The organism is Corynebacterium sp. 13CS0277 (assembly GCF_002994655.1).
Classification (GTDB): domain Bacteria; phylum Actinomycetota; class Actinomycetes; order Mycobacteriales; family Mycobacteriaceae; genus Corynebacterium.
This window is the reverse complement of sequence record NZ_PPDL01000004.1, coordinates 20,173-43,545: the sequence shown is the minus strand read 5'-3', so window position 1 is coordinate 43,545 and position 23,373 is coordinate 20,173. Positions and strand designations below refer to the sequence as shown.

Genomic DNA, 23,373 nt, shown 5'->3' with positions numbered 1-23,373 from the left:
TCATGAGTGCTGTGACGCCGATTGTGTTGGCGGGGGTGGCTTTTGTGCTGTCCCCGCTAGCGGTGGCGTTGTTCGATCGGCGGGCCGGGTATCCGCTGGCCGCTATCTATGCGGCGGCTGCGGTGGCCTTGGGTTCCCAGATGCCTGGCATTCTGCGGGGCAACGCCCTGGAGTTCTCCCGGGTGTGGGTGCCGAGTTTCGTCGCCTCCGGGATGGATGCCTCGTTTGCGTTAAGGGCGGACGCGTTGGGCGCATTCTTCGCCCTGCTGGCGCTCACGATCGGCGCGGTGGTGTTCGTCTATTCGGCAGCCTACCTGCATCGCGGCCACGGCAACGGCAGTTTTTATGTCATCATGTCGGGCTTCATGCTGGGCGTGCTGCTGCTGGTGCTGGCCAACGATGTCACCTTGCTGTTCATTGCGTGGGAGCTGGTGTCGATCGGTTCCTTCCTGCTCATCGCGCGCGCGGGTTCCGGCGGTGAGGCCGGGTCGTACCGCACCCTCATCCTCACGTTCACGGGCGGGCTGTTGCTGCTCATCGCGTTGGCGATCTCTGCGACGGCGGCCGGCACGACGAGCCTGCAGGGAATCTTGGACTCGCAGTTTTGGGTGCAGCGCCCGGCGCTCACCACGACGCTGGCAGTGCTGTTCGCGCTGGCAGGCTTCACGAAGGCTGCCCAGCTGCCGTTCCATTTCTGGCTTCCGGAGGCCATGGCTGCGGCCACGCCGGTCAGTGCGTTCCTGCACGCCGCGGCCGTGGTGAAGGCGGGCGTGTACCTGCTGCTGCGGATGAGTACGGTGTTCCACGACAACCACGTGTGGAATGTGTTGCTCATCGCCACGGGTATGACGACGGCGGTCATGGCGTCGCTGTTCGCGGTGCAGAAGACCGACCTGAAGAAGTTGACGGCGTATTCGACGGTGTCGCACCTCGGCTGGATTGTCACCACCATTGGTGTGGGCACCCCGTTCGCCCTGGGTGCGGCGGTGGTGCACACGGCCGCCCACGCGTTGTTCAAGTCCTCCCTGTTCATGCTCATTGGTGTCATTGACCACCAGGCGGGCAGCCGTGACGTGCGCCGCCTCGGCAAGCTGTACAAGCAGATGCCGTTCACCTTTGTCTCCGTGATCTTTGGCGCGTTGTCGATGGCGGCAGTGCCCCCGCTGTTGGGTTTCGTGTCGAAGGAGGGCATGCTCGAGGCCTTTGAGCAGGCCCCGATCGCGCACGCCGGCATCGTGGTGCTCCTCGTCGCCGCGGGTGTGGGCGCGCTGCTCACGTTCACGTATTCGGCCCGCCTGGTGCTGGGCGCCTTTGTGGATGGGCCGCGCGACATGAGCGAGGTCCGTGAGGCCCCGGTGTCGTTGTGGCTGCCGGCGGCCCTGCCGGGTGTGCTCAGCTTGCCGGCGGTGGCGTTCCTCGGCGCCTACGATGAGCCGATCGATGCGCTCGTCGGCACGGTGATCTCCCGGCCGCACATGCACTTGGCGCTGTGGCACGGGGTGACGACCCCGCTGATGATTTCCACCGCGGTCATCGTGCTGGGCTGCGTCGGCATCGCCATCCGCCGGGGGATTTACTCCCTGGTCGATGGGCACGAGTTTTTGCCGTTCTCCGGCAATTCCCTGCTCCAGGCGGGCCTGAAGCTGCTGAGCCGCTGGGGTCGGGTGTGCGCCCAGATGGCGAACTCCTTCTCCCCGGTGCGTCACATGACCTATCCGCTGCTGGTGGTGCTGGCGTTGGCGACGTGGGTGGCCATCAACCCGGGCATCGATGGGGTGCCCATGGCGCCCCGCATCCCGAACTCCACCCAGTGGGGCGACGGAGTCGCGCTGCTCATTGTGGCGCTCGCGACGCTGGGCTTGGTGCGGACGAAAAACCGCATGTTTGCCGCGATTCTCCTCGGCGTCGCCGGGGTGGGCGTGACCTTGCAGATTCTGCTGTTGGGGGCGCCGGATGTGGCGCTCACCCAGTTCATGGTGGAGCTCCTCGTCGTCGTCATCATCATGCTGGTGGTGCGCTTCCAGCCGGCGAACTTCAAGCCGGCGGGCCGCCGCCACACCCTGGTGGCCGCGGCACTGGCCTGCGGCATGGGTGTGGCCGCCGGGTTGGCGGTGTGGACGATGATGGGCCGCAACGAGCGCCCCGAACTGGCGATGTGGTACCTGAACAACGCCCCGGAGATCTCCGGGGGCGACAACATTGTCAACACGATCCTGGTGGAGTTCCGCGCCCTGGATACCATGGGCGAGCTCAGCGTGCTGGGCATGGCGGGCGTTGTCATTGCCGCGGTGGTGGGCTCGATCCCCCGCCACCCCTTTGCCCGGGGCACGAATCCCCCGAAGTGGGGCCTGGCGGGGATCAACTCGATCCCCATGACCCAGCTCATCCGCCCCCTCGTGCCGGTGCTGTTGGTGGCGTCCTTCGCGATTTTCATGCGGGGCCACAACGCCCCGGGTGGTGGCTTCATTGCCGCCCTGGTGGCGGGCGCGGCCCTGATGTTGGGCTACTTGGCCCGCCCGGCCGATGGGCCGGTGCTGGGGCAGCGCTGGCCGCTGTGGCTGACGGGCTTCGGTATCCTCACCGCGCTGGGCACGGGCCTGGTGGGCCTGGTGGTCAAGGGCTCGTTCCTCTACGCCATCCACGGCCATATCGGCCCGGAGCATGTGTCCTCGTCGATGGTGTTCGATGTGGGCGTGTTCATGTCCGTCATCGGCATGCTGGCCCTCGGGGTCAACGCCCTCGGCGGCGCGGAGCGCCCCGGTTCCACGCAGGAGCTGTTGCCCTTCGCCCGCGACGGCCGTAATCCGCTGCCCGCCCACCCGGGGGAGGAGTTCCGCCCCCACGGCTACGCCGACTGGGCCGGCGAGGATGCTGCCGCCCGCATCAACGGTGGCGTGGTTCGCACCCAGCACGAAAGGTCCTGACGCATGTTTCTTCCGATCACCATCGGCATCCTCGTCGCCGGCGGTGTGTTCCTCGTGCTGCAGCGCGGCATGGTGCGCATCGTGTTCGGCATGGGCTTGTTGTCCCACGCCGCAAATCTCATTATTTTGGCCGCCGGGGTGGGCGCGTGGCGGGGCGAGCCCTTTGCCTCCCGCACCCCGCTGGATGAGGCTGCGGACCCGCTGCCGCAGGCGTTTGTGCTCACGGCCATTGTGATCACGATGGCGACGACGGCGTTCATGTTGGCGTTGGCGGCGTTGGGCCGCAGTGACGATACCCGCAGTGTGGAGGACCCGGAGTCGGAGTCCCCCCTGGAGACCCGTGGGCGTACCTCCCAGTTGTTGGATCCCGCGTCGTTTCGGGCGCGCCTGGCGTCCCGGAAGGAAGGCCACTAATGTTGCTCCCCTTGTTTATGGCGGCTCCCCTGCTGTGTGCCGCGGTCGCGGTGGTGGCCCCGTGGCGGCTGGTGCGGGACGCGCTGGCGCTGCTCGCGCCCGCCGGTATTGCGGCCGGTGGCGCGGTGCTCTTTGCGTACGCCGCGGAGCCCGTCGCCCACAATGTGGGCTTGTATGACGGTGGGGTGGCGATTCCTTTCGTCGCCGACCGTTTCACCGCCATCATGCTCGTGGCGACGGGTGTGGTGGCGTTCGCCGCGAACTGGTTCGCGATCGTCGCCGGGGAGACCCGGGCGCGGTTTTATCCGGCGTTGGCGTTGATGCTCTCGGCGGGTGTGTGTGGCGCCTTGCTCACCGGCGACCTGTTTAACCTCTTCGTGTTCATTGAGGTCATGCTGCTGCCCAGCTACGGGCTCATCACGATGACGGGTTCCTTCAGCCGCTTGGCGGGCGGCCGCATGTTCGTCCTCGTCAACCTGTTGACGTCGACGATTCTGCTGGTGGGTGTGGTGTTTGTGTACGCCACGGCCGGCACCGCGAACATTGCTGCCCTGGCCGGCCAGGGTGCGCTCGGCGGGCCGGTGACGGTGGCGCTGGGGCTCGTCGTCATCGCGTTGTCGATTAAGGCGGGCCTGTTCCCGGTGCACACGTGGCTGCCGCGGACCTACCCGGGCACCTCCCCCGCTGTCATGGCGTTGTTCTCTGGCTTGCACACGAAGGTGGCGGTGTACGCCCTGTTCCGCATCTTCGTCGTCATTTTCGACCTCGACCCCCGCTTCCACGGGCTGGTCATTGCGGTGTGTGTGGCGTCGATGCTGGTGGGCGCGTTCGCCGGCCTCGGGGAGCACACCATCCGGCAGGTCATCGGCTACCAGATGGTCAACGGCATGCCGTTCATCCTCGTCGTCGTGGCGTTTACCTCGGGCGATGCCCGCCGGGCGTTGGCCGCCGGCATTTTCTACATGGTGCACCACATGGTGACCGTGGGTTCCCTGGTGTTGACCTCCGGGGCGATTGAGGAAACCTACGGCACGGGCAAATTCACCCGCCTGTCGGGCTTGAGCCGCCGCGACCCGCTGGTGGCGACCGTGTTCGCGATGGGCGCGTTCTCCATTGTGGGCTTGCCGCCGTTTTCGGGCGTGTGGGGCAAACTCTTCATCGTTTTCGAGGTCGCCCGCGGCGCGAACTGGCAAGCAGGGCTCGTCATTGCGGTCATCGCGATCGCCAGCTTCGGCGCGCTGCTGTCGATGATGCGCCTGTGGCGGGAAGTGTTCTGGGGTAAAGACATGGACGCCAAAGAGTTCCCCGAGACCCTGGTGGTGCGCATGGGCTTGTTGCTCCCCGGGGCTGTGATGATCCTGGTGAGTGTGGCGATGTTCTTCCTCGCGGGCATGATGGTGGACGCCACCATGGCGGCCGCCGCCGGCCTGCTGGATACCCCCGGCTATGTGACGGCGGTGCTGGGCCGATGAAAGGCAACACGATTGTGAACACTGTGGGCTACGGACTGTGGCTTTTTGGCCAGGTGTACGTCGGCGCGTGGGACATCCTCAAGCGCACCGTGCGCCGCGATATGGGCTACTGCCCCATCGTGGTGGAGTACCCGCTGCGGGTACGCAGCCCCCGGCTCATTGCCGCCCTGTCGACCTCGATCACGATGACGCCCGGCACGATGAGCATTGGGCTGCGCGCACCCGATGCCGACGGGGTGCCGACGGTACTCCTCGTGCACGCGGTGTTTGGCGCCGACCCGGATGAAGTCATCGCCGGCCTGCGCGACATGGAAAACCGCCTCGCGAAAGGACAACTGCAGTGATTATCGCCGGCCAAGTACTCATCGGGCTGTGCATGCTGTCCGCCATTGTGCTGATGCTCCGGGTGAAGGACTCCGGGTCCCGCGCGGTCCTGTCCGACATGGTGTTTTTCGGCATGCTGGGGTTCTACATTCTGTGGACCCTGGGGCACGACACCCAGATCGCCTACGAGATCATGTTCCTCGGCACCTTAGGCTGCCTGTCGACGGTGTCGCTGGCGCGGGTGCTGTCCAACGGCCGCCGCTAAGTGGAAGGAAGCACACACGCTCATGCAGTACCTCCCCCTCCTGCCCGCCACCCTCGGGGTGTTCGCGTTCGTGTTCACCGCGGTGGCGGTGTGGCGCGCCCCCGACGCGCTGTCCCGCAGCAACGTCATGTCGATCATCCCGGGCGTTGCCCTGCCGCTGCTCATCATGGCGAAGTTGGCCCACGACTGGATTGACCACGGGTTCGTGTTCGGTGATTTCCTCCGCGCCTGCCTGGCCATCACGGGCCTGCTCGTGGTGGTGAGTGTCGCCTCGTTCACGATGGGCCGTTCCATCTACGGCGTGTCCGTGGAGGACGCCCGCATCGCCGCCCGCGACAAGCGCTAACAGCGCAACCAGCGCAGACAACCACGCCGACGAAGACAACAAAGAAGGCCTCCCCAGCCGGGGAGGCCTTCGTCGTTGCGGGCGGAATCATGAGGCGGCACCGCCGCGGGGACCACGCGACCGGTGCCGCGTGTGTGGGGTCCGCTTAGGCGAGGCGGGCGTCTGCGGTGAAGTCGCCGCGCACAGCCTTGGAGTAGGGGCACACCTCGTGTGCCTTGGCGACGAGCTCAGCGGCGTTCGGGACGTCCTCGGCGAAGGAGACGAGGATGGTGCCGGACAGGCGGTAGCCGCCGTCGGAGGGGTCCTTCTCGAGGGAGACTTCAGCGGTGACGGTCGGGGTAGCCTTCACGCCCTCGTTCTTCATGACGAGGTGCAGGGCACCGTTGAAGCAGGAGGACCAGGCGGCGGCGAAGAGCAGCTCGGGGTTGGCGGCTTCACCTGCGCCCCCGAGGGCCTTCGGGGGACGCACGTCGAGTGCGAGGTCGCCGGCGGGGGATTCGACGCGGCCGTCACGGCCCGCGCCAGTCGAGGTCACAGTTGCGGTGTACAGGGCATCAGCCACGGGAGGGGCTCCTTAGGAGGTGGGGGTATCTGGGTCCTCGAGTGTAGCGCTAAACAGGGATTCGACGTCGAGGGGTTCATCCACCCAGGGGGTGGCCGGCGCGTCAGCCGCCGCCCCCGCAGGCGCAGACACCCCGGACTCTGCAACATCGCCCGCGGCCACCGCGGCATCAGCCGCAGCGGGGGCGAGCGTCGGCCCGGTGAAGATGAAGGTCTCCGGCAGGGGCCCACCGGTGGACATCCCGTCGATGGTGAACACCTCGTCGAAGTCGAGCACCGGGATCGGTGCGGTGACCTCTGCGGGAGACGCCGCTGCTGCAGCCGGTGGCACAACCACCGAGGCCACGCCGACGGCGGGCGCCTGCGCCTGCGCGTGCGTGCGTTGCGCTGCAGGTGCAGGTACAGCCGCAGCCGCGGCCCGGGCAGTGGCCTGCGCGCGCGGAACCGACGGCGTAGACAGCACGGGCGTCCCCGGGGCCCCCTGTACCGTCTCGGGGTGCTGGGGTGCTGCGGAAGGCGCGACGACCTTCGCACCGGCATCCGCTGCGGCGGCAGGTGCCTCCGCAGCCTCGACCGCTGTGCCTGCCTCCACGGGGCGTGCCGAATCCGCGGCCACGGGCACTGCGGGAGCCGCGGGCTTCGGCGCAGGGTGTGCCGCCTGCTGGGTCAGTGGTGCTGCTACAGCGGCAGGCTGCGTAGCAGCGTTCTCTTTAGCGGCTGCCGGGGGCTGTGGCCCACGTGCCGGCGTCGGCACGGACGTGCCGCGGGTGGGCTTCGGCGCGCCCTCGGCGGGGGCGGCGGGTGCAGCAGTCTGCGTGGGCGTGGACGTGGGCCCTGGGTCACGGGGTGCGGCGGCACGCGGGGCCACCGGGGTGTGCAGGGGTTGCACGCGGGCGGCGGCGGGGCTGGTGCGGTAGGCGGCGCCCAGGCCCACCATGATGAGGAGGGCGGCACCGCCCGCGACGGTCCAGCGGCCGATACCGCCGGCGCGGGGGATGATCGCTTCGCGGGGGTCGTGGACGGTGATGTAGGAGCCCTGGACGGTGAAGAAGCCGTCGGGGGTTTCCTTGATCGCGAGCGTCGCATCGCAGGTGTCCGCTGTGCGCGGGTCGCAGGAGGTGTACACCTCCTCGCCGTCGACGAGCGGGATGAATTCGGCGTCGCCGTCGACGCGGAATTCAAGCGGTTGGGCGATCAGGTTGCGGCTGGTTTCTTCCAGCCAGTACGTAGCGCCGACCTCGACGGGGGTGTCGGTGGCGTATTCGGTGAACGCTTCAATGGGGTGGACGCGGGGGTTGTTTTTGTCCGGCACGCCCTCATAGCGGGCGATGGGTTCCACCCCCGGCCCGGGCGGGGTGTCGTAGAGCGCATAGGAGCCGCCGGGCATGGGGTGCCCGGCGGCGTCAGCGCTGATGACTCGCGGTGCCGCCACGGTCTCTGCGGCTGCGGCGGCGGGGTGCGCGAGGAGAAGTGCGCAGGCCACCAGCATGAGGGTGGCTATGTTTCGCACCTGCGTCTCCTACCAACTGTGAGTGTTTTTTCTCAGTGAGTTTTTAGGTTAGCAGGTGTGACGCACTTAGGCGGTGAACAATTCCTTGATGCGTGCGGACAGGTCGGCATCAACCTTGGCCCAGTACTCGTAGACGCGGGCCTCGACCTCCGGGGTGACGCCGGCCATGGCGCGGGCGATGTTGCCGGCGAGGCGCTCACGCTCGTCGGCGTCCATGACCTCGCGGACGAGGATGCCGGCCTGCATGAAGTCGTCGTCGTCCGGGTGCTGCACGTAGGCGCCGCGGGTGAAGTCGCCGCCGTGGGTGTCCCACAGGCCGAGGTCGCCTGCCACGCCGAGGGTGACCCCGCTGCCGGAGGTTTCCCCGTCGTCGAGGTAACCAGCGCTGCGGCCATAGCCGTTGGGCGAGTAGACGGGCTGCTCGGGTGCCGCGAAGTCAAAAGTCATCGCACCGTCCTGGGCGTAGGAGTTCACCGGGCAGACGGGCTTGTTGACGGGCAGCTGGTCGGCGTTGGCGCCGACGCGGTAGCGGTGGGCGTCGGCGTAGGCGAAGCCGCGGGCGATGAGCATCTTGTCGGGGGAGAACCCGATGCCACGCACCAGGTTCGAGGGCGCGAAGGCGGCCTGCTCGATCTGGGCGAAGAAGTTCTCCGGGTTGCGGTTGAGGGTGAAGTGGCCGACGTGGATGAGGGGGTAGTCCTTCTGCGACCAGGTCTTGGTCAGGTCGAAGGGGTTCCAGCGGTAGCCTTCGGCCTCAGCGGCGGGCATGATCTGCACCTTGACGTCCCAGGTGGGGAAGTCGCCGCGAGCAATGGCGTTGTAGAGGTCGCTGCGGGAGGAGTCGGCGTCCTGGCCGGCGAGCTCTGCTGCCTCAGCGTCGGTGAGGGTCTTCCAGCCCTGGCGGGTCTTGAAGTGGTACTTCACCCAGAAGCGTTCGCCGTCGGCGTTCATCCACTGGTAGGTGTGGGAGCCGAAGCCGTCCATGTGGCGGAAGGTGGCGGGGATACCGCGGTCGCCCATGAGGTAGGTGACCTGGTGGGCGGATTCGGGGGTGCGGGTCCAGAAGTCCCACTGCATGTTGGCGTCCCGCAGCCCGGAGCCGGGCATGCGCTTCTGGGAGTGGATGAAGTCGGGGAACTTGATGCCGTCGCGGATGAAGAACACCGGGGTGTTGTTGCCGACGATGTCGTAGTTGCCTTCCGTGGTGTAGAACTTCAGGCTGAAGCCGCGGACGTCGCGCCAGGAGTCGGGGGAGCCCTGTTCGCCGGCGACGGTGGAGAACCGCGCGAGCATCGGGGTGACGGTGTCCTTCTGGAAGAGGGCGGCGACGGTGTAGGGGCTCATGTCTTCGGTGACGGTGAGTTCACCGAAGGCGCCCGCGCCCTTGGCGTGGACGACGCGCTCCGGGACGCGCTCGCGGTTGAAGTGGGCGAGCTTCTCGATGAGGTGGAAGTCGTGGAGGGCGACGCTGCCCTGGGTGCCGGTGGTGATGGAGTGGTTTTCGCTGGCGATGGGTGCGCCGTTGAGGCCAGTGGCGGGACACTGAGAAGTCATCAGATTTTCCTTATCGTCGGTTGGGTGATTCATAGCCTAGACCATGATAGCCACGGGCGCAATAATCGCCCGCCATTGCACAGCAACTACCTATGTAAGGCATGCCAAGGACACACCACCCCGCCCCGCCCGCCACCACGGGCGACCACTTGGGCGCTGCTACACTGTGAGGCCATGAGCCACCATTCCGAAGAGCACGACGCCCGCGTCACCGCTCTCGCCCTCGCCGCAGGTCGCGGCGACCGGGAGGCTCTCACCGAATTCATCCGCGCCACCCAGGCCGACGTGTGGCGGCTGCTGGCGCACCTCGGGGGCACGGACATCGCCGACGACCTCACGCAGGAAACCTACCTGCGCGTCATGAGCGCACTACCCCGCTTCGCGGCCCGCTCCTCGGCACGCACCTGGATCCTGTCGCTCGCGCGGCGAGTGTGGGTGGATAACATCCGCCACGACATGGCCCGCCCGAAGAAGTCCGGAACCGAGCTGGATGACCTCCACTCCTCTACCCCCGGCAATTTCACCGACTGGGTGGACGCCCAGCTGCTGCTGCGGGACCTGGACCCCGATCGCCGGGAGGCCCTCATCCTCACCCAGGTGTTGGGCTACACCTACGACGAGGCGGCAAAGATCGCTGGCGTGCGCGTCGGCACGATCCGTTCCCGCGTGGCTCGCGCCCGCAAGGATCTCCTCGGCGCGCAGAACCCCGAGCGCAGCTCCCGCCAGGCCTAAGGCCCGCGGCCACACAGCGCGGCACCCACGCCCGCCGCAGGCACCCACGCGCCCCACAGCGCCGCCCACAGTCGCGCACCGCGCGTTCCCGCCTACCCCTCCCCGGCGCACACCACGGGGCCCCACACGCCCGCCCGCAGTCCTACTGGGACTCATACAGCAGCGCCTCACAGAGGCCCGTGGCACACCCATCCCCCACGACACACCCCGCGGGCGCACAGCATGGCGCACAGCGGCGCACGGCGCCCCACTGGGGCACGCAGCGGCGCGTGCGCACCACCTCGGACGGCACTGGACCCGGGGTGACTCTCGGATCCCCTCCCCTGTCACGCCCCGCACGACACACGCACGCTCTACACACGCACGCACCGCGGAGGGGCTGCGCAGGCCCCCTCCCCCTGCTTTGAGCGTCACTGCGGGTTGCTGCGGGCCCCTGGAACACCGGTGGGCGGTGTCGAGGCATGAAAAAAGCGGTGACCCACCCTGCACGGGATTTCAGGGTGGGACACCGCGTGTTCATCACCGGGTGAGTTGGCTACCCAGTGAAGCATGTGAAAGGTTAGCGCGCTGCACTTCACAGAGGAAAGCAGCACACCTGAAAGCACACAGTCCAGTGTGCCCTCCTCCCCCACTTTAGGGGGTGGAATCCCGCGGGGGTGTGATACCCCCGCGGGCATTCGTCGTGTGCGCGTTAGGCGCGGCGGCGGACCGGGGTGCGGTACGCCATGAGCAGGCTGACCATGATGAGCAGGCCTGCACCAGCGGCGAGCGTCCAGTGGCCGATGCCGCCGGCCTTCGGCAGTTCACCGAGGCGGTTGTCGAAGACGCTGACGGAGGCGTTCTGGATGCGGAAGGATGCGCCGAGCACGTTCTTCTCGTCTTCGCCTGCGGGCAGGAACTGCTTGCCGTCCCACACCTCAATGCCGGTGGCGGTGAGCCGGAACTTCATCGGTTCGGGCAGCAGCTCGTAGTTATCGACGGCGTAGGGGGCGCGGGTTTCCGCGAGCCAGTACACCTTGTTGAACTCGAGCTTGCCGGACTTGAAGCCGCGGGCCTCGTCCGCCTTGACGGCGTCGTCGGTGACGGTGGTGCCGTCCACCCGCTTCGGTGCGAGCACCATCGCGGTGGAGCGGTCCGGGGCGCCGTTGTCATCGTGGTAGATGGTGAATTCAGCGCCGGGCAGCTGCAGGGTGCCGTCCTGGTTGAACTTGATCACGTCGATGATGCCGGTGCCGGGGCGGACCGGGATACACGCGTCGTTGTCTTCGCGGGAGCCGTTCTCGCCGGGCAGGTCAACGAAGTTGAAGAAGCCCTTGCCGGGGGTGCCCACACCGGTGGTTTCACACTCGCCGACGTTCGCCCACTGCTCTTCGGTGATGTCGTCGTTGGCGACGGCGATCACGCGGAAGAAGTAGTACTGGACGGCACCCGGTGCGAGCGTCTTCGCCGCGAGCTCACGGCCGGCGCAGAACACGTCACTGGTCTTCGCGGCGCCGCACTCGGCGTCGGATTCCGCGATGGTGACCACACCGTCCTTCGGGGTGACGGCCACGAAGGCGCTGTCGGCGGGGGTGGTGCCGGTGTCGCTCACCGCCATGGTGATCTTCGTGGCGGTGAAGCCCTCGGGCAGGGTGAAGGTGTCCGTGAACTTCGGGCGTGCCTGCTCCTGCTCACCGGTGTTGGTCAGGTCGATGCGGTAGGCGACGGTGATGGTGCCGTCCTCCGCGGGGTTGACCTCCGTGCCGGTGCCGCCGGCGGGGCCGTAGCCCTCCGGGTAGGTGTCGGTGTCGGTGGTGGCGGGCAGCTTCTGGATGTTCCAGCCCGGCTTCGTCACCGGGATGCACACCTCGTTATCAGTGGTCGGCTCGTCGGGGTTACCCGGCATGACCACGGTGTTGTGCATACCCTTGCCCGCACCGCCGCCGGAAGCGGACTCGCACACGCCGATCTTCGTCCAGGCCTCATCGCTCGGGTCGACGGGGCCGCGGGAGACGACGCGGACGTAGACGTACACGCTGCCCTCGGGGTCGACCGCGCGGTTCGGCGGGCAGAACACACCCTCGGCGTCCTCGCAGGTGGCACCGGCACCGATGGTGAAGGTACCGCCGTCGGCGAGGTTGAGGTTCTTCCAGCCCTCGGTCGGGAGGGACTCCCCACCGGCGACGATCTCCACGGACTCGACGGTGAAGGCCGGGTCCGGCAGGCTCACCGTGTCGGTGATCGCCGGGGTGTAGCCGGCGGCCTTACCGGTGTTGAGGATCTCGATGCGGTACAGGGTGGTGAAGTTGCCGTTCTCGTCGGCGACGACCGGGGCGCCGGGCTGGCCGGGTGCTGCGAAGGTGCCCTTCTCAGCGGCCTCGGCGGACTTCTTCACTTCCCAGGAGGGGTGCTCAACAGGCACGCAGGTCTCGTTGTCCTCGACGGGTTCGCCGGGGAAGCTGGGGATGCGGACCTTGTTGACGAAGGCGCGGGAGCCGGTGAAGGTGGTGCCGGTCTTCTCACACTCGCCGAGCTTGTTCCACACGGTGTGCTCCGCGGGATCGGCGTGGGCGGTCACCGCCACGAAGATGTAGTGGTGGCCGTCGGCGTCGATGGTGTCGCCGCCGGTCGGGCAGTAGCCGGTGGCACCGCAGTCCTCAGCGGACTGGATGACAAGCGTGCCGTCCACGAGGGCGACCTCGGTGCCGTCGGCTGCCACGTCCGGTGCGGGTGCAGCATCCGCCTGGTCCATGACCTTGACGGAAACGATGTCGAAGCCTTCGGGAACGCTCGGGACATCCTCAATGGTGGGGCGCGCCTGGGCGCTGGTGCCCTCGTTGTGGATGTCGATGCGGTAGATGGCGGTGACGTTGCCGTCCTTGTCCGGGGTCACAGCATCGCCGGCCTGGCCGGGCTCGCTGAAACCAGCGGCCGTCTTCGAGGACTTGGAGACCTCCCACTTGGGGAACTCCACCGGCACACAGGCGTCGTTGTCCTCGGTCGGGTCCTTCGGGTACTCCGGCAGGCGGACGTTGTTGAACAGGCCGTAGCCCGCGGTGCCGTCACCGTCGGTCTTGCACTCGCCGGCGCGGACCTTGTCCTCGTCGCTCAGGCTGGGGGTGGTGTGCGCTTCGATCCGCAGGTGGTAGTAGAAGCTCTCACCGGCGGGGGTGATGTCGTCCTCCCAGGAGTAGCGGCACCACACCGGCGCGTCAGACGCGGCGCGGGAGAGGTTGCGGCACTCGTCCTGGTTGTCGGCGATGCGCATCTTCAGGCCCGTGGTGACGTCGCCGTCCTTCGTGCCGTAGCGCTCAAGGTTGACGTTGTAGAACTCGCCATCGGCGGGGTTCTCGTTGTCCTTGTCGGTGAAGTACAGGCCAGCCTTGGTCAGGGTGAAGCCCTTCGGCAGCGCGAACTCCTCGAGGAAGGTGATGTTCGGCGCGCCCACCAGGGACTTGTTGGTCACCTTGATGCGGTAGTCGGCGGTGACAGTACCGTCGGCGCCCACGGTGACGGCGCTACCGGTGGTGCCGTAGTCGGCCCACTGGTCGGTGCCCTTGCGGGCCTGCTTGGCGATCTCCCAGTCCTCGGTGACCTTCACCGGCACACAGGCGCGGTTGTCGCGGATGGGGTACACGGTGGAGGTTTCATCCTCGTTGACCAGGGCGGTGACGTTGTACACGCCGCGGCGGAGGTGGGTGTAGGGCTTACCGTTCCAGGTGGACTCGTCACAGACGGCCAGGGAATCGCGGGCGGCATCGAACTTGGTGCCCTCGCCGCGGGGGTTCTTCGCCTGGTCGATCTTCAGCGGGATGGTGATCTTGAAGACCTGCTCACCACGGCCGGGGAAGTTCTCGATGCCGGGGGTGATGGTGAGCCCAGCGGCGAGCTCCGCCTCGGTGGCGGTGTTCTTCAAGTTCTTGATGTCGGCGGGGCGCGGGGTGTTGGCGCCGGGGAGGGCCTCAATGGTGGCCTTCTCGGAGCCGTTCCACACGAGACCGGCGGGAACCTTGAAGGTATCGCTCAATGCACCGGTCGTACCGGGCTGGGAGGAGCGGTTACGCACGCGGACGTAATACGTCACGTTGACGGTTCCATCGGGGTTGATGGTCTGCTCCGGGCCGACGTGGGGGTTGCTCACGCCCTCGTCGACAGCCTTCTCGGGATCCTCGTAGGCGAACTTCTGCACGTAGAAGGTGCCGGCCTCGAAGTTGTTGACGACCTCGACGTTGACCTTCTGCTCACCCTCGGCGGGCACGGTGAACTCGGCAACCTTGCGGACGCCGTTGATCGGGGAGGTCAGGGCGCGCTCACGCACACCGGTGCCGGTGTAGGTGACGGAGTGCTCCACGTTGGGCACGTCCAGGCGATCGATGTCGCCCTGGTTCTCGTACACCCAGCACAGGGAGCCGACGGGGATCTGGGCGTCGGGCTGCTTGGTCACGCCGTCGCGGTAGCCGGGCATGCCACCCTGGTAGTCGGGATCATCCACACCGGGGGTGTGGCCCTCATCCCAGCAGGCGTACTGCATCTGGTACTCGAGGGCGGCGACGTCGGGCAGGTCTTTACCGGTACCGGTGACGCGCTTCGTGACAGAGAAGGTCCCCGAGGGGGCCTCGTAGTTGCGGATCACACAGGAGATCGCGCCGTCGTCTTCCGCGGCGGTGGTGAGCTCAAAGCCGTTGGGCGTGTTGCGCACCGGGATGGCGCGCTGGGTCACGTGGCCGTAGGCGTCGGTGACGTTCTGGGTACACTCGGCGTTCTTCCCGGAGCGCTGGTAGATGGAGAAGCCATCCTTCAGGGTCTCGGTGAAGGTGATGGAGCGGCCCTTCTCGGTGGTCCAGGCGACGATGCCGGACTCCGGGGTGACCTTGGCGTCACTGTCGGTCGCGACGACGCCGGGGCCGGAGGGGGTGAAGGTCCAGCCCTCACCGCGGGAGAGGGTCTTGCCGGTGGGGTCGACGATGAGCTTACGGACAGAGATCGAGGGGTTACAGGTCTCGGAGGCTGCCTCCACCAGGGCCTTTTCCAGCTCCTGGTAGTTGTTAATGGTCAGCGGCGCGTCATAGGAGGAGATGGACTCCAGGGTGTCGCGGGCGCTGACGGTGTCGTAGACCGCGGTCGCGCGACCCACGAGACGGGTGGCGGACCAGTTGGAGTACTTGTAGTAGCGACCTTCGGGCAGCTGCAGCGCGGTGCCGTAGCCGTCCTCCAGCAGCTCGATGGAGGCGGGCATGCCGACACCGATCGGCACGATGCGGGCGCCGGTCTCCTTCACCGCGTTCGCCGCCTCCACGGAGCGCAGCACGTCGGTGTAGTTAGCGTCCAGACCACCGGCGATGTCAGTGTTGGCGTTTGCCGGGCGGCCCGGCATCCACTCGGTGGGGCCGTTGAAACGGTACGGCGGGTTCGCGGCGGACTCGGGGTTCACGCCGGTGGGGCGACCGTCGGTGATGAAGAAGACGACGTCGTAGGTCACACCCTTGGCCTTGGCGTCGAGGATCTCCTGCATGCCGGCCTGCCAGTTGGTGCCGCCCTTGAAGTTCTGGTTGGAGTAGTTGCGGCGCACACGCTCAATGGCGTTGTTCACGGCCGCGACACCCTCGGGGCTATCGATGGGAGCGTCGAGGATCTGGCGACCGCCGACGGTGATCTTCTCCGCGTCGGTGGCGAAGCCGAACAGACCGACGTGGGAGTCGGTGCCCTGCAGGGAGGACACGAGCGACTTCGCCGCGGTGCGGGCCTGCCGCTGCTCGTTGGCGTCCAAGGAGGCAGAGAGGTCGAAGACCAGCGCGATGCTCAAACCACACTGCTTCGGCAGCGGCGGGTTCGGGGCGATCGGCGGCAGCGGGTGGGAGCGCGTCGAGTCGACGGACATGGTGCCAAACATCATGTCCTCTTCGCCCTCTTCCGCCATCATGGCGGCAGCGTCGAAGACCTCGTCGTCCTCGGACGGTGCGAGCACCTCCGCGCCACCATAGATAGAGGCATCCTCCGCGGCGGCGGGTTCAGCCGCCACATCCTCCGCGGCCGACACCTCAGCATCAGAGTCGTCAACAACGACGATCGCGTCGGTGTAGTCCTCCTGCGCGGCGACGGTGCCGGTGGCGCCGAAGAGCGCAGCAACAGACAGCACGGCGGCAGACGCACGTGCCACGTGACGTAGCGCACGATTACGGGTGTGTTTCACGTTTCTCCCCTCCCACGACAGTGTGGAAGACCCTCAAAGCTCTGGTTAGATTTCTAGCTTTTATTCAGGGTAGGGGAATTGCAGCACCCCGACAACCAACACGCAGGTGCAGTTTCATTAGCCCAATATTTTCCCTGCTGGCACGAGAGTGACACAGGAAACACCACCCCCATCCGGGGGTGAGTAGCAGGCGTGACGCCTATCGAAAGCTAAAGGCCGCTCTCAGCTTTCACAGGCTCCGCACAGCGGACCGACACCCGCCGGGAGACATCGCCCGTTCGCCATTGGTCACACCATCCACGCACGTCATGAGAGCGCGCACCAGGACCGCGGCGGGCCGCAAACTACACGCATGTCATTCTAGAACCCAATAACTAGCAATAAGAAAAGCTGAGAGATCAGCCACCATTTAAGGTTCCTCACAGGCGGGCACGCGGCACGTGTGCTACCCGGCGAAAGCACATCTTCGGCCCCCGCAACCACACCACACCCCACTCCCCAGTCACCCCTGAAATGAACCCGAATACTATGCAGAAAATATACAGACGCTGAATAACCAGCAGTTCTGCGTATATTTCCCGCCCCACACCCCCGCATGGGTACCCACATCAGGCCCATATCGTGCAGCACTTCTGCGTTTCACCCGTTGGGACCTCCCCCGCCCGGACGGCCCAGATCCCCGCACCCGGCCACACCCCGCACGCCCACACACCCCACCCCCTTAGGCAACACACACGGGCGAGCAGAGGCCCCCAGCACCGCCCCTGCGCGACCCCACCCACCGCATTCCTGTCGGACGGCCCCCGCCCCGTGCACCCCCGGCACCACCCACGGGGCACGCAGCCGCCCCAGGGATGCGAAAAGCCCGGCCCCCACGGGTGTGGGTGAGCCGGGCGTGCGCGCCGCACGCTACGCGGCGCAGTGCGTGCTGGTCGGGGTTAGCCGACGAGGAGTTCCGCGATCTGGATGGTGTTGAGCGCGGCACCCTTGCGCAGGTTATCGCCGGAGACGACGAGCACGAGACCCTTGCCGTCGTCGATGGACTGGTCCTGACGGATACGGCCCACGAGCGACGGGTCGGTGCCGACCGCGTCGAGGGGGGTGGGCACGTCGACGACGGTGACGCCGGGGGCGGCCTCGAGGAGGGCGGTGGCCTGCTCGACGGTGATGGGGCGCTCAAACTCGGCGTGGATGGTGAGGGTGTGGCCGGTGAACACGGGCACGCGCACACAGGTGCCGGCGACCTTCAGGCCCGGGACGCCGAGGATCTTGCGGGACTCGTTGCGGAGCTTCTGCTCCTCGTCAGTCTCCAGGGAGCCGTCGTCGACGATGCTGCCGGCCATCGGCAGGGCGTTGTAGGCGATGGGGGCAACGTAGGGGCCGAGGTCGACCCCGTCGAGCGCGCCACCCGTGTGCGCGAGTTCGACGTTGCGGTCGCCGACGTGGGCGATCTGCTTCGCCAGGGTTTCCACACCCGCCAGCCCGGAGCCAGACACCGCCTGGTAGGAGGACACGTGGAGCCGCACCAGCCCGGCGGCGTCGTGCAGCGGCTTGAGCACCGGCATCGCGGCCATGGTGGTGCAGTTCGGGTTGGCGACAATGCCCTTCGGAATGTCGTTGAGGGCCTCGGGGTTGACTTCGCTGACCACCAGCGGCACCTCGTCGTCCTTGCGCCACGCAGAGGAGTTATCCACGACGGTGGCACCGGCAGCGGCGAACAGGGGCGCGTATTCGCGGGAGGCGGCACCGCCCGCGGAGAACACGGCAATGTCGATGCCTCGCAGGGAGTCCTCGGTCTGCTGGGTGACGTCTTCGACGGTGATGTCTTCACCACGGAAGCTCAAGGTCGTGCCCGCGGAGCGGGGAGAGGCAAAGAAACGGACGGTGTCGGCGGGAAAGTTGCGCTCTTCGAGGATGTCGCGCATAACGCGGCCAACCTGGCCGGTGGCGCCAACGACGGCGATAGTGGTCATGGGGTGGGGTGCCTTTCAGTCAAGCAGTCCAGATTGTTTCGATTCTAACCTTTAGGCGCCGTGCACTTTGCCGACCCCATCTGCCCGCGGGTGCTGACGCCACGCGCCCTAGTCGAGCAGCCACCCGAGATCGCGGGCGATGCGGGCCGCCGCAAAACGGTTGCTCGCACCAGTCTTGGCGATGATGGCGGAGATGTGGTTGCGGACGGTGCCGTGGCTCAAGTACAGCTGCGCGGCAATCTCTTTCGCATCGTGGCCACGGAGGACGAGGCGGCAGATGTCTTCTTCCCGTGATGTCAGCTGCGGCCCCGGGTGCAGACACGCCTCTTGCGCCAGCTCGGGGTCGATGTATCGCAGCCCGCAATGGAGCTTCCGGATGGCGCCGGCGAGCTCATCGGGCGGGGTGTCTTTCACCACGAAGCCGTGGGCGCCTGCGTCGAGTGCTTTGCGCACATATCCCGGCCGACCAAACGTCGTCACCATGAGCACTCTGCAGCGAACTCGGGCATCCCGAATCTGAGCAGTGGCATCAATGCCGTTGGTGTGCGGCATGTCCACATCCAACAGTGCCACGTCAACGTCGTTGGCGATGATGGCGTCGACCACGTCGCGGCCGTCGGCGCACTGGGCGACGACGTCGATATCGTCCTCCAGCTGCAGTAGCGCGGCAAGCGCCCCACGGACAAGAGCTTGGTCATCGGCGATAAGGACGCGGATCATGCGTCCCCCCGCGCGCGGGGTCGCTGCAGAGTGACCGTGGTGCCCTGCTGGTCGCGGCTCATGATCGTGAGGCTCCCGCCGAGGGCCTCGGCGCGGCGGCGCAGCCCCCGCAAACCCCCACACGCGGCCCCCTCCGGCACACCACACCCATTGTCCGCGACCGTTAAGGTGCTGTCGTCGTAGGTGACAGTGATCTGGGTGGCGCGGGCGTGCCGCAGCGCGTTCGTGGTGAGCTCCTTCAACCCCCACGCGAACAGGGTGGCGGTCTCCCCGGTGGGTTGCGCCACCGCGCCCGGGGTGGGGAACGTGACAGCAACCCCGGCGGCAACGCACGCGGCACGGCATTGGGTGAGGGTATCGGCGAAACTGGGGGCCGCGATACGCGTCACTGTGGAGCGCACCTCGTTCAACGCCTGCCGGGACAGCTCCGCGATACTTGCCAGTTCCTCTGCCGCGGCCTCGGGATTGATGCTCATCGCCCGGCGCGCCACCTCCGCCTTGAGGTTAATGACGGTGAGGGTGTGCCCTAACAGGTCGTGAATATCTGCGGCGATGAGTTCCCGGTCCTGTGACAGCACCAGCTCCGTCTCGAGGCTCTTGCGACGCTGCTCGTAGCTGGTCATGATCCCGAAGATGATGATGAACAGAATCGAGATGATGATGGGCAACGTGTTGACCTGGACAAGGAAGGCGCCCAGCAAGATGACGACGGTGCCGGCCACCAGCACGCGCGCAAGCGATCGCTGGGTGGTGGGGAAACCGAACAGCACGAACGCGACGAGAAAAGGTACGAAGATCAGCGCAAACGACCCCGTCACTAATGCCGTGAGGACGGTGATGAGCAGCAGCACGCCGACGAATGCGGGCGCCCGGTACTGGGCGGGAAGAAGGCGGGGGAAGTAGCGCACCGCACCCAGTCCGTAGGAGTAGCAGGCAGAGAAGACGACGACCGCGACGGTGGCGACGAGACAGTCGCGCAGGCTGGCACCGCTGCGGGCATACAGTACGAGCTGGACAGCCAGGAGACTGAGCCAGATGGATCCCCACCCGGAGGTGACGGAGTCGAAACGATCCGTTGGTGCTGGGTGGCCCCGCCATCTGCCGCGCGGGGGCGTGCCCCGTCGGGTGTCTGACGCGGCTGGGTGGGTACGCGGGGGGTGGGGTTTCATCGGCGGCCTTTTTCACCCTGGGCAAGCAAGAAGTACAGGGTCAACAATGCGAGTGTCCAGGCACTGAAGTTTATCAGCAACCCCGCCAGCTCATCGTGGGCAACGAAAGGGGCGCTGCTCAGCGCTTGGGTGCCCTCAGCCAGCGGGTAGCGGGCGAGCCCTGCTGCCCCGTACGCCGGTGTGAAGCGGGCGATGCGCAGGAGGGGCTCGGTCAGGGGTGCCATGATGTTCGCGGCGAAGCACAGCACAATGAGAGATGTGGCAGCCACGGTGACGCCGGCGTGGCCTGTGATGAGGTGGGTGACAATCAGCCCGTAAAAGCCGAAGGGGAGGGCGACGGCGGTGGTGATGAGGAAACTTGCCGCCCACGCCTGCGTAGGCATCTGCGCGCCGGCGACCGCGCCGGTGATAAACACAGCCGCTACGGGCAGAACGGTGCGTACGGCGAGTGAGGCGATCTGCCCGACAAGGAGTTGGGTGGTGCTCAGCGGGGTGAGGGCGAGTTGTCGTCGCCACCCGGACGCCAGTTCCACGGCGTGTGCTGCGGTAGCAGACACGGCCCCAACCATGCCTGCGTAGAGGGCCATGCCGATCATGACGTAGGCGTTGATGTTTCCGTCGCCGACGGGTTCGTCAGCGAAGTTCTGCAGGGACCCGAAAAGTACGTAGAAGACGACAGGCAGCACGATGGAGAAGAAGATGCTGGACACATCGTTTCTGAGCCGGCCGACCTCCCTGAGCACGTAGGGCAGTGTCGGCGGGGTGGTGGAGTAAGAGGTGGTCACAGGGTGCGTCCTTCGGATGGGTCCGGAGCATGGAGTTGTTGTTGCGTCATGCCGGTCCACGCGAGGAAGGCGTCCTCGATGGAGGCAGTGTCGATGGTCAGGTCGTGGGCAGCCGTGTGGGTCAACAGCCACCTAGCTAACGCGTCGGAGGCGCCGGTGCGGAAGGTGCAGGCCCCGGCCGTGGTGCGCATGCTCGTGTAGAGCTGTGGTGGGGTGCGCTTCGCCTCGTCCGGGGGCATGGTGGCTCGCACCGTGGCGTCGGCTGCTGCACTGAGAAATTCCTCGGTGCGGGTGTGGGTGAGGACCTCACCCTTGTCGAGCACGATGATGTGGGAGGCGAAGTCGTGAACTTCCTTGAGGTAGTGGGTGGCGAACAGGATAGTGGTACCGGCCGCCGCCTGGGCGCGCATCTGTTCCCAAAACTCGGTGCGGGCGCGCGCATCCATCCCCACCGTCGGCTCATCCAACAGCAGGATATCCGGGCGGGACAGCAGCGCGAGCGCGTAGCGAAGGCGTTGCTGTTGCCCACCGGAGCAGGTACTGACTTTGCGGCCCGCGATGTCCTCAATGCCAGCCACGCGCATGACGTCGTCGATGTCACGGGGGTAGGGATGGGCCGCGGCGACAAGCCGCAGCAGTTGCCCGACCCGCACACCGGGCAGCAGCCCGCCATCCTGGAGGACGGCACTGATCGTGCCGTGCCGGACGGCCTGGGTGGGGCTCATCCCGTCGACACGAATACTGCCGCTGGTGGGGGTGGTGAGCCCCAGGATGAGGTCAATCATGGTGGATTTGCCGGCTCCATTGGCGCCGAGGAGCCCGACGATGGTGCCGCGGTCGACGTCGAAGGTGACCTCGCGCAGCGCATGGATGGATTCGCCATGGCGTGGATGAAAAGTTTTACTCACCGACGCAACCTGGAGTGCGGGTGGACGTGTACTGGGTGTCATGGCTCCCAGTACACGCCGGCCTCCGGGTCTGTGTGTAGGCCGTTCGTCATGACTGTGGCATGACAGATGTCATCGACGCGGGGTGTGCGTGAGAAAAAATCCATCCGTCGGATTCTTTCGCGCGGAGGTGACGCGACCATCACATGAATCCGCCGTGCGTGCAGACGCTAAAACCCCACCCGAACTGCATTCGGATGGGGTTGTGGCACCACCCGCGTCACGCGGGTGGCTTTGGGGTTTAGCGGCCGGTACCGGCGTAGACGACGGCTTCTTCCTCGCCACCGAGTTCGAAGGCGTCATGGATGGCCTTCGCGGCGATCTTGACGTCTGCTTCGCGCAGCAGGACACTGATGCGGATCTCGGAGGTGGAGATGAGTTCGATGTTGACGCCGGCGTCGCGCAGCGCCTCACAGAACACTGCGGTGACACCAGGGTGGGACTTCATGCCGGCGCCGACGAGGGAGACCTTGCCGATCTGGTCGTCGTAGAGGATGTTTTCGCAGCCGCCCTGCTGCTGCAGGCGCTTGAGCTGCTCCATGGCGCGGGGGCCGTCAGCCCGGGGGCAGGTGAAGGTGATGTCGGTGCGGTTGTCCTCGAGGGAGGACACGTTCTGGATCACCATGTCAATGTTGATTTCGTTGTCGGCGAGGACGCGGAAAATGGCGGCCGCTTCGCCCGGGGTGTCGGGGATGCCGAGGACGGTGACCTTGGCCTCAGAGGTGTCGGTGGCGACACCGGTCAGGGTTGCTTCTTCCATGGGGATTTCCTCCATTGAGCCGGCAACCAGGGTGCCGGGGTCGTTGCTGTAGGACGAGCGGACGCGAATCGGAACGTTGAACGCGCGGGCGTACTCCACGCTGCGGAGCACCAGGATCTTGGAGCCGACGGCGGCGAGCTCGAGCATTTCCTCGAAGCAGAGCTGTTCGAGCTTCTTCGCGTTGGGCACGATGCGGGGGTCGGCGGTGTACACCCCGTCGACGTCGGAGTAGATCTCGCACACATCGGCCTTGAGTGCCGCGGCGAGCGCCACCGCCGTCGTATCGGAGCCGCCGCGGCCCAGGGTGGTCACATCGCGGCTTTCGCGGTTGACGCCCTGGAAGCCGGCGACGAGGCAGATTTTGCCCTCGTCGAGGGCTTCGCGCACACGCTCCGGGGTGACGTCGACGATGCGGGCATTGCCGTGCCGTTCGGTGGTGATGACACCGGCCTGGGAGCCGGTGAAGGACTGGGCTTTCGCGCCGTAGGATTCGATCGCCATCGCGACCAGCGCGTTGGAGATCCGCTCACCGGCGGTGAGCAGCATGTCCATCTCGCGGGCGGGCGGCACCGGGTTGACGGCGGCCGCCAGGTCGAGAAGCTCATCAGTGGTATCCCCCATCGCGGAGCACACCACCACCACGTCGTGGCCCTGCTTCTTCGTGGCCACGATGCGTTCTGCCACGCGACGAATACGTTCGGGGCTCTCCAGGGAGGAGCCACCGTATTTCTGCACAACTAGGGCCACG

General features: G+C 66.7%; 17 protein-coding genes. 7 read left to right on the top strand and 10 right to left on the bottom strand.

Annotated elements, in window-relative coordinates:
* Window positions 1-2: 2 nt before the first annotated feature.
* Genes C1Y63_RS02215 through C1Y63_RS02190 form a run of 6 tightly spaced genes read left to right on the top strand, consistent with a single transcriptional unit; the run spans window position 3 to window position 5,745 of the window.
* Entirely contained in the window at window positions 3-2,924 is a 2,922-nt protein-coding gene (locus tag C1Y63_RS02215) for a DUF4040 family protein (RefSeq protein ID WP_106014836.1), read from the top strand.
* A gap of 3 nt (window positions 2,925-2,927) precedes the next feature.
* Window positions 2,928-3,338, top strand: a complete 411-nt coding sequence (locus C1Y63_RS02210) for a cation:proton antiporter subunit C (RefSeq protein WP_106014835.1) — start codon at window positions 2,928-2,930, stop codon at window positions 3,336-3,338.
* A complete protein-coding gene (locus C1Y63_RS02205) occupies window positions 3,338-4,810 on the top strand; it encodes a monovalent cation/H+ antiporter subunit D family protein (protein ID WP_106014834.1) in 1,473 nt (490 codons plus the stop codon). Before C1Y63_RS02210 ends, C1Y63_RS02205 begins: the two co-directional genes overlap by 1 nt.
* Window positions 4,811-4,824: 14 nt before the next feature.
* Complete coding sequence (locus C1Y63_RS02200) at window positions 4,825-5,154, top strand: monovalent cation/H+ antiporter subunit E (protein ID WP_233195538.1); 330 nt, start codon at window positions 4,825-4,827, stop codon at window positions 5,152-5,154.
* The gene (locus C1Y63_RS02195; protein ID WP_233195537.1) at window positions 5,151-5,399 is read left to right on the top strand and encodes a cation:proton antiporter; all 249 of its coding nucleotides are present in this window, start codon (window positions 5,151-5,153) and stop codon (window positions 5,397-5,399) included. Before C1Y63_RS02200 ends, C1Y63_RS02195 begins: the two co-directional genes overlap by 4 nt.
* Window positions 5,400-5,421: 22 nt before the next feature.
* Entirely contained in the window at window positions 5,422-5,745 is a 324-nt protein-coding gene (locus C1Y63_RS02190) for a Na+/H+ antiporter subunit G (protein ID WP_106014832.1), read from the top strand.
* A gap of 145 nt (window positions 5,746-5,890) precedes the next feature.
* On the opposite strand, the gene C1Y63_RS02185 is transcribed toward C1Y63_RS02190, so the two are convergent.
* From C1Y63_RS02185 to C1Y63_RS02175, 3 genes are all read right to left on the bottom strand, one after another.
* Window positions 5,891-6,307, bottom strand: coding sequence for an Ohr family peroxiredoxin (locus C1Y63_RS02185; protein ID WP_106014831.1), 417 nt, complete (start codon window positions 6,305-6,307; stop codon window positions 5,891-5,893).
* Between the two features lie 12 nt (window positions 6,308-6,319).
* Window positions 6,320-7,816, bottom strand: coding sequence for a hypothetical protein (locus C1Y63_RS02180; RefSeq protein WP_146128833.1), 1,497 nt, complete (start codon window positions 7,814-7,816; stop codon window positions 6,320-6,322).
* Window positions 7,817-7,882: 66 nt separating this feature from the next.
* The gene (locus C1Y63_RS02175; protein ID WP_233195536.1) at window positions 7,883-9,370 is read right to left on the bottom strand and encodes a catalase; all 1,488 of its coding nucleotides are present in this window, start codon (window positions 9,368-9,370) and stop codon (window positions 7,883-7,885) included.
* 174 nt (window positions 9,371-9,544) lie between these two features.
* On the opposite strand from C1Y63_RS02175, the gene C1Y63_RS02170 reads away from it, so the two are divergent.
* Window positions 9,545-10,102, top strand: coding sequence for an RNA polymerase sigma factor (locus tag C1Y63_RS02170; protein ID WP_106014828.1), 558 nt, complete (start codon window positions 9,545-9,547; stop codon window positions 10,100-10,102).
* Window positions 10,103-10,793: 691 nt separating this feature from the next.
* Here the strand turns inward: C1Y63_RS02170 and C1Y63_RS02165 are convergent.
* From C1Y63_RS02165 to C1Y63_RS02135, 7 genes are all read right to left on the bottom strand, one after another.
* Window positions 10,794-16,238: a VWA domain-containing protein gene (locus C1Y63_RS02165; protein ID WP_106014827.1), complete on the bottom strand. Its 5,445-nt coding sequence runs from the start codon at window positions 16,236-16,238 to the stop codon at window positions 10,794-10,796.
* 971 nt (window positions 16,239-17,209) lie between these two features.
* On the bottom strand, window positions 17,210-18,244 hold the full coding sequence (locus tag C1Y63_RS02160) for an aspartate-semialdehyde dehydrogenase (RefSeq protein WP_106014826.1): 1,035 nt from the start codon (window positions 18,242-18,244) through the stop codon (window positions 17,210-17,212).
* Between the two features lie 108 nt (window positions 18,245-18,352).
* Complete coding sequence (locus C1Y63_RS02155; protein WP_106014825.1) at window positions 18,353-18,964, bottom strand: response regulator transcription factor; 612 nt, start codon at window positions 18,962-18,964, stop codon at window positions 18,353-18,355.
* Complete coding sequence (locus C1Y63_RS02150; RefSeq protein ID WP_106014824.1) at window positions 18,961-20,133, bottom strand: sensor histidine kinase; 1,173 nt, start codon at window positions 20,131-20,133, stop codon at window positions 18,961-18,963. The genes C1Y63_RS02155 and C1Y63_RS02150 overlap by 4 nt, the downstream gene beginning before the upstream one ends.
* Window positions 20,130-20,918: an ABC transporter permease gene (locus C1Y63_RS02145; protein ID WP_106014823.1), complete on the bottom strand. Its 789-nt coding sequence runs from the start codon at window positions 20,916-20,918 to the stop codon at window positions 20,130-20,132. The genes C1Y63_RS02150 and C1Y63_RS02145 overlap by 4 nt, the downstream gene beginning before the upstream one ends.
* A complete protein-coding gene (locus tag C1Y63_RS02140; RefSeq protein ID WP_233195535.1) occupies window positions 20,915-21,826 on the bottom strand; it encodes an ABC transporter ATP-binding protein in 912 nt (303 codons plus the stop codon). The genes C1Y63_RS02145 and C1Y63_RS02140 overlap by 4 nt, the downstream gene beginning before the upstream one ends.
* Before the next feature lie 280 nt (window positions 21,827-22,106).
* Window positions 22,107-23,372, bottom strand: coding sequence for an aspartate kinase (locus C1Y63_RS02135; protein ID WP_106014822.1), 1,266 nt, complete (start codon window positions 23,370-23,372; stop codon window positions 22,107-22,109).
* Window position 23,373 lies beyond the last annotated feature (1 nt).